This window comes from Janthinobacterium sp. GW458P (assembly GCF_002127585.1).
Classification (GTDB): domain Bacteria; phylum Pseudomonadota; class Gammaproteobacteria; order Burkholderiales; family Burkholderiaceae_D; genus Janthinobacterium.
The window spans coordinates 230,638-241,826 of record NZ_NEGZ01000001.1 but is presented as its reverse complement, the minus strand read 5'-3'; the positions used below and the strand labels follow the sequence as shown (position 1 = coordinate 241,826).

Sequence of the window (11,189 nt, the reverse complement as noted above, 5' to 3'; positions counted from 1 at the left end):
CTCGGTAAAGAAATCTTAGCGCAAAAATCGGTACGCACAATGCGCCGCGCCATCGCCTGGCGCGGCGTTCAGGCGGCGACGCGGAAGCGCGACACCGAGTTTTTCAGTTCCTGCGCCAGCATTGACAGCTTGTGGATCGACTGCGCCGTTTGCTGCGTGCCATCCTGGGTCTGCTCCGTCACGCTCAGGATATGCTGGATATTCAGTGCCACGCCGCTGGCCGAGCCGGCCTGCGTGCCGGTAGCGAACGAAATGCCCTGGATCAGCTCGGCCAGGTGCTTCGACACCTGGCTGATGTCATTCAGCGCGGCGCCGGCCGCGTCGGACAGGCGCGCACCCTCGACCACGCCTTGCGTCGATTTTTCCATCGCCCTTGTCGCGTCCTGGGTGTCGGCCTGGATGGTGCGCACCAGCGCGCCGATCTGCTTGGCGGCGGCGGCCGAGCGTTCGGCCAGGCGCTGCACTTCCTCGGCGACGACGGAAAAGCCGCGTCCCGCCTCGCCGGCCGATGCGGCCTGGATGGCCGCGTTCAGCGCCAGCACGTTCGTCTGCTCGGTGATGTCGGAAATGAGCTCCGTGATTTCGCCGATTTCCTGCGACGATTCACCCAGGCGCTTGATGCGCTTGGAGGTGTCCTGGATCTGCTCGCGGATTTCATGCATGCCCTTGATCGCATTTTCCACCGCCGTCGAGCCCTGCAGCGCAGCCGCCACCGACTGGCGCGCCACGTCAGCCGAGACACTGGCCGATTTCGACACGTCGGTAATCGCGTTGGCCATCTTCACCACGGTCGCGCTGGCGTCGAGTATCTCCCGCGACTGCTGCTGCGACGCGATCAGAAGCTTGCTGGAGATGCTTTGCGCCTGCGTCGAGGCGCGGTTCACCTGCTCGGCCGTGGCCGTCACCCGTCCCACCAGGCCGCGCAATTCCTCGACCGTGTAGTTGACGGAATCGGCGATGGCGCCCGTGATGTCTTCCGACACCGTCGCCTGCACCGTCAGGTCGCCATCGGCCACTTTCTGCAACTCGTTCATCAGGCGCAGGATGGCCGCCTGGTTCAGGTCATTCTGCGCCTTGGCCTGCTCTTCCTTCTCCTGCGACAGCAGGCGCTGTATTTCCGCTTCCTGGCGGCGACGCTCCGCATCGCGCGTGCGGTTGATGGAATCCTGCAACAGCACACGGCCGATGCCGGCCGCCGCGATCAGGGTCAGCACCACGCCGGCCACCATCAGCCAGAATTCCACGCCCAGCGATTCCTGATTGGCGTGATACATCTGCTGCAACAGGGTCAGGCGCTGGCGCAGGTCTTCGTTCTCGTTGAAAATCAGCTGTTCCGCGCTTTTCGCCGAACTGAATTTATCCAGGCGGTCGAGGATGGACGACACCAGCTTCTGGTAGGCGTCAAAACTGGTCTTCAGCGCCACCAGGCGCTCGCGCAGTTCGGCGTCGCGCGTGGGCGCCAGCTGCAGCGACACGCTGCCATTGAGCAGGCCCTCGACGGCAGCGCGGAAATACGTGGTGTCGCGTCCCAGCGAAAACGCCGTTTCCGAGCTGATGCTGCCGGAGGCAAGGAACTCGCTGGCGCTGCGGCTCATGCGCTGGGTCAGCATCATCAGCCGGCCGACGACGGCCAGGTCGCGGCCATTGCCGCCCCGCTGCACCTTCAAGGCGGCGATTTCCTCCGTCTGCGCCAGCAGCGCGGGCGACAGCGCGTTCAATTGCTGCAAGGTCTTGTCGAATTCGCCCAGTTCCGTCTTCAGGCGCAGGATGGTGCTGGCGGCGCGGTCGCTGCTGGCCCACTTCTTGCGGGCGTCGGCCACCGCCGCCAGCAAGCCGGAACGCGATTCGCCGATGTCGCGCCCATGATAAGTCCCGCCGCGCAGCATCAGGCGGAAATCCTGGTTCAGCTCATTGCGGCTTTCCTCGAGCTGGCGGAAGGCTTCCGGATTGCCCTGCACCGCGTTCGGCGTGGCCTTGCCGATGCGCTGCGAGTGCATCAGCGCATCGCTGGCCAGCTGCGTCTGCGCCGAGGCGATATTGCCGCTGCGCGTGTTCAGGCCGACGAACAACAGGCTGGCGGCCAGGCTCAGGGCCATTACCGTCGACAGGATGCTCAATTGTTTTTGCAGCGGCAAGTGGCCGATCAGCGGCAACTTCAAGTCGCTCGCCGGCGCGCTGGCCAGCGACTTGCGCCGTCCCAGCGCGTCGCGCAGGCGCAGCGGCAGGTCATCCGGCAGCGCGACATCGGCCAGGCCGCTGTCCGCTTCGGGCAGGCTGGCCGCCAGGATAGGGGAATGGGCACCCATCAGAAAATGTCCTTGTGTGCGGGGGCGCCGCCGAAGCCGGCGTCCAGGAAGCGCTCCGACTGCACCAGTTGCGCCAGGTCCAGGCGTAGCCACTGCTGCCCTTCGCTGTCGCACAATGCCTGCGCCGCCCACGGCAACGCATCGTGCAGCGACATGGCTTGCATGCCGCGCTGCTGGCGCAAACCCAGCACGCGTTCGACCAGCAGCGCGCAATTCATGCCCAGGCGGGGAGAAAAAGTGATGATGCGGCTGTCGCCGCCTGCCGCGCAGGCGGGTTCGCCCATGTAGCGGGCCAGGTCGATGACGGCCGTCAGGCGTCCGCGCATGGCCAACAGGCCCAGGTACCAGTCCTGCGCCAGCGGCACGCCCTGGATCTGCAAACCGGCGGGAATGACGATCTCACCGAGCTGCGTCAGGTCCAGCAGACAACGCCGGCCACCGAGCATCACGCCCAGCTCCTTGCGGGCCGCCAGTGCGCCGCTGCGCGCGGCCTGCACGCGTTCGATCAATTGCAGCTGGTACTGACGCAAGCGCCCCTGCCGGCGTGCCGCGTCGAAAGTCGGCAGGACGGCGGCAGGCGGAAAAGCCGATGTGGGCACGCCATTGCCAGGCATCGTGCGCATTGCCTAGGACAGCGCCGCGATCTTCGCCAGCAGATCGGCTTCGACCACCGGCTTGACCAGGTAATCGCGCGCGCCCTGGCGCAGACCCCAGATGCGGTCCGTTTCCTGGCTCTTGCTGGAACAGATAATCACCGGCACATCCTGCAGCTCGGGATCGCGCGCGATCGCGCGCGTGATCTGGAAGCCATTCGCACCTGGCATCACCACATCCATCAGGATCAGGTCGGGCCTGGCCTGCTTCAGTTGCGCCAGCGCGTCGGCGCCGTCTTGCGCCGTCAGCACGGCGTAACCGGCACGCACCAGCATCTCGCTCAGGTAATAACGTTCTGTCGGCGAGTCATCGACGATCAGAATTGTGTGTATGGCCATGTGTTTGTTTACTTCCTTGCTGCGTTGTATACATCATACTAAAAACGGCTGGCCAGGTGCTGCCGCACGGCCGCCAGCAGCGCCTCCGGCGCCAGCGGCTTGGCCAGACAGGCGCTGGCGCCGGCCATGACGCCGCGCGCCCGGTCGAACAAGCCCTCCTTCGACGACAGCATCAGCACCGGCGTGGCATGGAACGCCGCGCTGGCCTTGATCAGCGCACATGTACGATAGCCATCGAGGCGCGGCATCAGGATGTCGCACACGATCAGCGCCGGGCGGCAATCTCCAACCTTGGCCAGCGCATCGAAACCGTTTTCCGCCACCACCACGCCATAGCCGGCCTCACGCAGGACTTTTTCGGCCGCGCTGCGCACGGTGGCGCTGTCGTCGATGACCAGGATCGTGATGCCGGCGCACGCGATATCGGACGATGCCTCGGGCAGTAGCGGACTCGTCATTTGATTTTTCGGCAATCTTTCATACCATAGCACATGCTACCGCTACGCCAGCGTGCGGCAGGCACATGCCAATTGATCAGGATTAATTAAATTTCAAATGGCCACCATCTCGAAATCATCCTTGCGCGCCCCGCATTCCGGGCAGGTCCAGTTCATCGGAACATCGGCCCAACGCGTGCCTGGAGCGATGTCTTCGTCGGGCAGGCCGGCCGCTTCATCATAAACCCAGCCGCAAATAAGACACATCCACGTTTGGAATTGCTGCGTTGTTTCGTTGCTACTCACGTTCTGCCACCCTTCAATCAAGTAAAATGCTGAATTAGGTATCTTAATCTACCCGCCGTGCAAAACCAAACTTCTCCCCTCATATTAAGCTTCGGCGTGTCCGATCCGGTCGGCGCCATCGGCATCCAGGCCGACCTGGCCACGTTTTCAGCCTTCGGCTGCCATGGCCTGTCCGTCACCACGGGTCTCCTGATCAGTGATACGGCGCGCGTGGAAGACGTGCAGGCGATCGACCCGGACTGGGTCTCCGACCAGGCGCGCGTGCTGCTGGAAGACATGTCCGTCTCGGCCATCAAGATCGGCGCCCTGGGCAGCGTGGAAAACGTCACGGCCATCGCCGAAATCGTCTCCGACTATCCGAACGTGCCGCTGATCCTCGATCCCTTCATTTCGGCGCTGCCGGAACAGGGCATGGACGACGAGGACATCCTCACGGCAGTGCGCCAGCTCCTGATCCCGCAAACGACCTTGCTGGTGCTCTCGCCGGTGGAACTGGAGCGCCTGGCCGAGACCTGGCGCGACGCCGATCCGGACGACACCCTGCAGAACGACGTCGATTACCTGGTGGCGCTAGGCTGCGAATACGTGCTCGTCACCGGCATGCCGGCCGACGCCAGCAAGTCGGGCACGGGCGAAGGCAAGCTGCGCGCCAACACCCTGTTCGGCGAGGATGGCGTGGTGCGCCACGATGAGTGGCGCCACCTGCCCGGCATCTTCAACGGCGCCGGCAGCACCCTGTCGGCGGCCGCCACCGCCTTGCTGGCCCTGGCGGAGAATGAAGACGATGTGCCGCAAGTCGTGGTGGCGGCGCAGGAATTCACCACCGGCGCGCTGGCGCATGCGCAGCGCCACGGCATGGGCAAGCTGGTGCCGAACCGGCTGTTCCAGCTGCAGCGCCAGCGCGGCGCCCAGTAATCCCGTCCAGACAAATACAGACGACTCAGACAACGATCCACTTTCAAGGCACGATTATCATGACGACGACTTCCCAGAACGACATCCTGTTTACCCGCGCGCAAAAAACCACGCCAGGCGGCGTCAATTCGCCCGTGCGCGCCTTCCGCTCCGTGGGCGGCACGCCGCGCTTCATCACGCGCGCCGAAGGCCCGTACTTCTGGGACGCGGACGGCAAGCGCTATATCGACTATATCGGCTCGTGGGGTCCGGCCATCGTCGGCCACGCCCACTCTGAAGTCGTGAAAGCGGTGCAGGATGCGGCGGCACTGGGCCTGTCTTTCGGCGCGCCGACGGAAGGCGAAGTGCTGATGGCCGAGGAAATTACCCGTCTGGTGCCGTCGATCGAGCAGGTACGCCTGGTCTCGTCGGGCACGGAAGCGACCATGAGCACCCTGCGCCTGGCGCGCGGCGCCACGGGACGCGACAAGATCGTCAAGTTCGAAGGCTGCTACCACGGCCACGCCGATTCCCTGCTGGTCAAGGCCGGCAGTGGTCTGCTCACCTTCGGCAATCCGACCTCGGCCGGCGTACCGGAAGACTTCGTCAAGCACACCATGGTGCTTGACTATAACAACGTGGAACAGCTGAAAGACGCCTTCGACAGCTTTGGCGCGGAAATTGCCTGCGTCATCGTCGAGCCTGTGGCCGGCAACATGAACCTGGTGAAAGCCACCCCGGAATTCCTGCAGGCCATGCGCGAATTGTGCACGCAGCACGGCGCCCTGCTCATTTTCGATGAAGTCATGTGCGGCTTCCGCGTGGCTCTGGGCGGCGCGCAGGCGCTGTACGGCATCAAGCCCGACCTTACGGCCCTGGGCAAGGTGATCGGCGGCGGCATGCCGGTGGCGGCCTTCGGCGGCAGCGCCGCGCTGATGCACCATATGGCGCCGCTGGGCGCCGTCTACCAGGCCGGCACCCTGTCCGGCAACCCGGTGGCCGTCGCGGCCGGCATGACGACGCTGAAACTGATCCAGCAGCCTGGCTTCTACGCGCAGCTGGGCGCCACGGCCAAGCGCCTGGCCGACGGCCTGACCGCCGCCGCAAAGGAAGCAGGCGTGGTCTTCTGCGCCGATTCCATCGGCGGCATGTTCGGCATCTATTTCAGCGAAACGCCGCCGACCAGCTACGCGGAAATGATGGCCGGCGACCGCAGCAAGTTCAATGCCTTCTTCCACGCCATGCTCGATGAAGGCGTATACTTCGCGCCGGCCGCCTTCGAGGCCGGCTTCGTCTCGGCGCAGCACGACGATGCCGTCATCGACGCCACCATCGCCGCTGCGCGCAAGGTTTTCGCCACCCTGGCGTAAGGTACACACCTGACAAAACCTACTGCGCGTCGCGCTTTGCGGCCGGCGATGCTCACCGTACTAAAGTACGGTTGCGCTTCTCGGCCACAAATCACTGCCGCTCGCTGCGGTTTTGTCAGGTGTCGTTACACTGTAGCGCCTTGTAGCAGTTCCGCCACCAGCGCTGGCAGGCTGCCCATGTCGCCAAAGACCAGCTGCGCGCCGGCCGCCTTCAGGCGCGCCTCCTGGCCGGGGGCGATATGTCCGCCGCCGATGAATCCCAAGACCGTCATGCCCGCCGCCACGGCCGCCGTCACGCCCGTGACGCTGTCCTCCAGCACCAGGCACTGGCCAGGCGGCACGCCGAAGGCGCTTGCTGCCGCCAGGTAGACGCCAGGATGCGGCTTGGCGTGGCCGACCAGGTCCGGTGTAAACACGCGGCTCTGGAACAGCGGCGCCATGCCCGTGCGTTCGAGCGACGACAGCACGCGCGCGCTGACACTGTTCGACGCCACAGCCTTGGGCAGCGGGATCGCCGCCAGCGCCTGCGCCACGCCGGGCACGGCGCGCAGTTGCGCATCGCAGGCCGCATCGACGGCATTGCCGATGGCCATGATTTCGTCGGCCGGCAATTGCGATAAACCCAATTCCTTGTAGATATCCTGCATCAGCGGCACCAGGCGCTGGCCCAGGCGCGGCTCGATCAAGCCTTGCAGGGTGACGCCCTCGGGCAGGTTCTGCAGGCGCGGCCCCAGCAATTCCAGCAGCGCCTGCAGGGCCACGGCCTCGCTGTCGACCAGCACGCCGTCGCAGTCGCTGATCAGGTGGGTAAAGCGCGGTGGGGCGGTAGCGGTATCAGGCATGAAATCTCCAGAAGTACAACAGTGGCGGAAAATGCGGCGGCCAGCCGACAAGACTGGCAGCGCAACGATCATAGGTGGAACAGGCGGACGCTGCTACGCAAAAAACGCATCAATGACGATACTTTTCTGCAAAAGACAGCCAGCGGGGTACAGCATGGCGCAATGCAGGCAACGTAGATACCAATTCAATACCACGCAATACCAGTGATTATCGCCGATTTTTGAAATTGCTGCGTCCGCCTTGAAATCCGGGGAGGTCCGGTGGCGGCGCCGGGATGCGAACCCGTCCCGGCGCCGATGGATTATTTCAGCCAGCCACGGTGGCGGAAGTACAGGAAGGGCGCGATGGCGCTGGTGATCATCAGGCCCCAGGCCCACGGATAGCCGAACGACCATTCCAGTTCCGGCATCAGCTTGAAGTTCATGCCGTACACGCTGGCGATCAGGGTCGGCGGCAGGAAGGCCACGCTGGCCACCGAGAAGATCTTGATGATCTTGTTCTGGTTGATGTTGATGAAGCCGACGGTGGCGTCCATCAGGAAGTTGATCTTGTCGAAAAGGAAAGATGTGTGACCATCGAGCGATTCGATGTCGCGCAAGATCTGTCGCGCTTCCTCGAACTGCTCGGAATTGAGCAAGCGGCCACGCATCAGAAAGCTCACGGCGCGGCGCGTATCCATCATGTTGCGGCGGATACGGCCGTTCAAATCTTCCTCGTGGGCAATCGCGTTCAGCGCTTCGGCCGCGTGCGCATCGGTAAATTCCTTTTGCAGCACGCGCGTGCTGACTTCTTCCAGGTTCTGGTAGATGCCTTCAAGCACATCGGCCGAATATTCGGCATCGGTGGCGTACAGGTCCAGCAGCACGTCCATGTAGTCGGCAATCGATCCTGGCCGCGAGCGGGCGCGCATGCGCACCAGGCGGAACACGGGCAGGTCGTCCGTATGCATGGAAAACAAAATCTTGCGGGCAAGAATGAACGCCACGGTGATGACGCGCGACGGCCCGTCGTCTTCTTCGCGCAAAAAATCCGTGCGCAGATGCAAGTCGCCGTTTTCCGCTTCGTAATAGCGGGCCGACGCTTCGATATCCTTGACTTCGTCTTCGCCCGGCAGGGTCACGTTGTAGATGGCCTTGACCCAGGCCCGTTCGTCATCGGTGGGGTCGGTCAGGTCGACCCAGACCGGTTCGGCGTTTTCGAGGTCTGCGCGGCTGTCGATCGGCACCTGGTTGAGCCGGCCATTCTGTAATACAAAAACATTGATCATGCGCGCTCTCAGCCGGATGTTAGGTTATCGTGATGTGCTGGCGCTGGCGCCAAAAATGAAAACAGCGCAAGTGTACCCGCAAAGCCCTTTTCACGACCACCCCTCGCCACCGCTTTTTCACGGAAATTGTGTGTCGCTGCACCAAGGGGATCGATTAAGATGCCACATCGCAATAGTGCAAATTAGACATGCTTAATCTTATGCAAAGCAGCACCCGCTGGCGTCAAGGCAGTTCGGCCGCCCCCATGCGGCGCAGGATGACACTGGTGCGCCGGTTCAGGTAACCCGTATCGCGGTGACGGTCGTAAAAACGGGGATTCGGCAGCATCACGGCCAGTTTCGCCGCCTGCGCCGCGCTCAGGCTTGCCGCGCTCACATGGTAATAGTGGCGGGCGGCCGCCTCGGCGCCGAAGATGCCCGTGCCAAATTCCACCACATTCAGGTAAATCTCGAAAATGCGCTGCTTCTCCATCAGGCTTTCCAGCATGTAGGTAATGATCAGTTCCTGGCCCTTGCGCACATAACTGCGCGAACCGGACAGGAACAGATTCTTCGCCAGTTGCTGCGTGATGGTGGAACCACCGGCCACGACCTTCTGCTTTTTGCTGTTTTTTTCATATGCCTTTTGCAAGGCCTCCCAGTCCACGCCTTCGTGCTCGGAAAAATTCGCGTCTTCCGAGGCGATGATGGCCCGCTTTAAATTATTCGAAATGCGGTTGTACGGCACCCACATCTGCTGGATGGCGGCATTGGGATTCTTGTCTTGCAAGACGGATAACTGCTCGCGCATGAAGGCCGTACTGGATGGGTTATGGTCGACCCACCACCAGATTTGCAGGAAGAAATACAGTTGTACGACGATAAACGCCAGCACGGGCACGATGAACAGCCACTTGATCCAGCCGTAGCGGCCGCCGCTGCCGCCCTTGCGTTGTCCCTTCTTGCCGCCGCTCACAGGCTGCCCCGCAATTGCGCCAGCAGGTCCCGCGTCTGCGGCCGCACGCCGCGCCACACGTAAAACGCTTCGGCCGCCTGCTCCACCAGCATGCCCAGGCCGTCGCGCACCTGCGCGCCATGTTGGGCGGCAAAGTCCATGAAGACGGTGGGCTGGGCGCCATACATCATGTCCAGCGCCAGGGTGCGGCGGCCGAAGATACCGGGCGGCACAGGCGGCAAGTCGCCCGCCAGGCTGGCCGAGGTGGCGTTGATGACGATATCGAAAACGCCGTCGGGTTGCGTGAAGCCGCCGGCGCGCAGCTGCTCCGGGTGACTCAGCGCATCGGCAAACTGCGCCACCAGCGCCTCGGCCGTGGCCACGGTGCGGTTGGCAATGACGATTTCCTGCGGCCCCTGCTCCAGCAAGGGCAGGATCACGCCGCGCGCCGCGCCGCCCGCCCCCAGCAACAGGACGCGCTTGCCGGCGACGGCGACAGCCGCGTTGCGCACGATGTCCGCCACCAGGCCGGCGCCATCGGTATTATCGCCAAGAATGGTGTCTCCATCAAAACGCAGGGTATTGACGGCGCCGGCGGCCCTAGCCCGCGGCGTCAGGACGGTGGCCAGCGCGCACGCATCGAGTTTGAAGGGCACCGTCACGTTCGCGCCCTTGCCGCCTTCGGCCGCAAAGCTGCGGGCCGCCAGCGCAAAACCGTCGAGCGGCGCCAGCCGGCGTTCATAGACAATGGGCTCGCCCGTTTGCAGGGCGAACGCGGCGTGTATCAAGGGTGACTTGCTGTGGGCAATGGGATTGCCAAATACACAATATTGATCAGGATTAATATTTTGCTTGCTCAATTGCTGCCGCCAGTCAGGTTAGCTTCCATTTTTTCTTCGCGGGTAAACTTGAAACGGGTGATGACGACCCACAGGTCATCCTTGTCGCTCGACAACATATTCGGTGGAAAACGGCCAAACGGCGCCGCGCGGCGCACGATGGCCAGGGCAGCCGCATCCAGCGCGGGATTGCCGGAGCTGCGCTCGACGCGGGCGCCGCCCTCTTTCTGGTAAATCGTGCCATCCTGGAAAATCGGAATGTACACGACCAGCTCGCCATACATCTTGCGGCCATTCTTTTGCGGAAAATTCAGCGTGCCGATTTCCTCGATGCGCTTTTGCAGGGTCTTGTAATACATGGCATAGCCGACTTCCTGCGTGCTGGGCGTAATGAAAGTCTTGCGCGGACGCTTGTTCTGATCTTCCACGGTCTGGCTGATCTCGGCCGCCATGCGCGCGATGGCCTTGCTGCTTTCCATCAGGTCCGAACCGCTGGCCAGGGGATTGGGCTTGTCCTTTTCCGTGACGGGCGCGGCACTGTAAGGCGTCGGTTTGGCCGCCTGCGTCAGCAACTCCTGCTGTTTCTGTTCGAGTTCGGCGATGCGCCGGGCGCTGGCCTTGACGCTCTCGCCCTCTTCCACCTTGCGCATGTCGGGCAAGGGAGATTTGGCGCGACCCTTGTCGGCCTGGCCACCGCCATCGAGGCTGGCTTGCGCCAGCGCGTCAGCCTTCAGCGGCTTGTTCGCATGCTTGGCATTGACGAGGATCACTTCCAGGCCCGGATCCGTGGCCACGGCCCGCTGCGGGGCCGGGGCGACAAAATGCATCGCCAGCAAGGCGCCGTGCGCCAGCAGCGATACCGCCACGGCGATCATCAGGAAACGATTCTCTCGGAAAGACTTCACGCGCAACCCAGTTCGCAACAAGCACAAGATACAAGATGGCTGAATTCTACGTCAAAGGGCGGCGCTGGAAACAGTTTTAGTCCCGTTTTTCGCGCC

General features: G+C 63.2%; 12 protein-coding genes. 2 read left to right on the top strand and 10 right to left on the bottom strand.

Features of this window, described 5'->3' with window-relative positions:
* Positions 1-68: 68 nt before the first annotated feature.
* The 5 genes from CBW50_RS01045 to CBW50_RS01025 all read right to left on the bottom strand — a co-directional run bounded on the left by CBW50_RS01045 (position 69) and on the right by CBW50_RS01025 (position 4,002).
* A complete protein-coding gene (locus CBW50_RS01045; protein ID WP_086143775.1) occupies positions 69-2,306 on the bottom strand; it encodes a methyl-accepting chemotaxis protein in 2,238 nt (745 codons plus the stop codon).
* Positions 2,306-2,905, bottom strand: coding sequence for a chemotaxis protein CheW (locus CBW50_RS01040; RefSeq protein WP_253251891.1), 600 nt, complete (start codon positions 2,903-2,905; stop codon positions 2,306-2,308). The genes CBW50_RS01045 and CBW50_RS01040 overlap by 1 nt, the downstream gene beginning before the upstream one ends.
* 27 nt (positions 2,906-2,932) lie before the next feature.
* The gene (locus CBW50_RS01035; protein WP_086143773.1) at positions 2,933-3,298 is read right to left on the bottom strand and encodes a PleD family two-component system response regulator; all 366 of its coding nucleotides are present in this window, start codon (positions 3,296-3,298) and stop codon (positions 2,933-2,935) included.
* 38 nt (positions 3,299-3,336) lie between these two features.
* Entirely contained in the window at positions 3,337-3,756 is a 420-nt protein-coding gene (locus CBW50_RS01030; RefSeq protein WP_086143772.1) for a response regulator, read from the bottom strand.
* Between the two features lie 93 nt (positions 3,757-3,849).
* A complete protein-coding gene (locus CBW50_RS01025) occupies positions 3,850-4,002 on the bottom strand; it encodes a rubredoxin (RefSeq protein ID WP_038488910.1) in 153 nt (50 codons plus the stop codon).
* A 96-nt stretch (positions 4,003-4,098) separates the two neighbouring features.
* On the opposite strand from CBW50_RS01025, the gene CBW50_RS01020 reads away from it, so the two are divergent.
* Positions 4,099-4,956, top strand: coding sequence for a hydroxymethylpyrimidine/phosphomethylpyrimidine kinase (locus CBW50_RS01020; protein ID WP_086143771.1), 858 nt, complete (start codon positions 4,099-4,101; stop codon positions 4,954-4,956).
* 59 nt (positions 4,957-5,015) lie between these two features.
* Positions 5,016-6,305, top strand: a complete 1,290-nt coding sequence (hemL, locus tag CBW50_RS01015; protein WP_086143770.1) for a glutamate-1-semialdehyde 2,1-aminomutase — start codon at positions 5,016-5,018, stop codon at positions 6,303-6,305.
* A gap of 125 nt (positions 6,306-6,430) precedes the next feature.
* On the opposite strand, the gene CBW50_RS01010 is transcribed toward hemL, so the two are convergent.
* From CBW50_RS01010 to CBW50_RS00990, 5 genes are all read right to left on the bottom strand, one after another.
* Positions 6,431-7,147, bottom strand: a complete 717-nt coding sequence (locus tag CBW50_RS01010) for an HAD-IA family hydrolase (protein ID WP_086143769.1) — start codon at positions 7,145-7,147, stop codon at positions 6,431-6,433.
* Positions 7,148-7,449: 302 nt separating this feature from the next.
* Positions 7,450-8,415: a magnesium/cobalt transporter CorA gene (gene corA / locus CBW50_RS01005; protein ID WP_034746658.1), complete on the bottom strand. Its 966-nt coding sequence runs from the start codon at positions 8,413-8,415 to the stop codon at positions 7,450-7,452.
* Between the two features lie 223 nt (positions 8,416-8,638).
* Positions 8,639-9,370: a monofunctional biosynthetic peptidoglycan transglycosylase gene (mtgA, locus tag CBW50_RS01000; RefSeq protein WP_086143768.1), complete on the bottom strand. Its 732-nt coding sequence runs from the start codon at positions 9,368-9,370 to the stop codon at positions 8,639-8,641.
* Positions 9,367-10,209 (bottom strand): shikimate dehydrogenase, encoded by an 843-nt coding sequence (gene aroE / locus CBW50_RS00995; RefSeq protein WP_086143767.1) that lies wholly within the window; start codon positions 10,207-10,209, stop codon positions 9,367-9,369. Before aroE ends, mtgA begins: the two co-directional genes overlap by 4 nt.
* Positions 10,206-11,063, bottom strand: coding sequence for an energy transducer TonB (locus CBW50_RS00990; RefSeq protein WP_086143766.1), 858 nt, complete (start codon positions 11,061-11,063; stop codon positions 10,206-10,208). The genes aroE and CBW50_RS00990 overlap by 4 nt, the downstream gene beginning before the upstream one ends.
* Between the last annotated feature and the right edge of the window lie 126 nt (positions 11,064-11,189).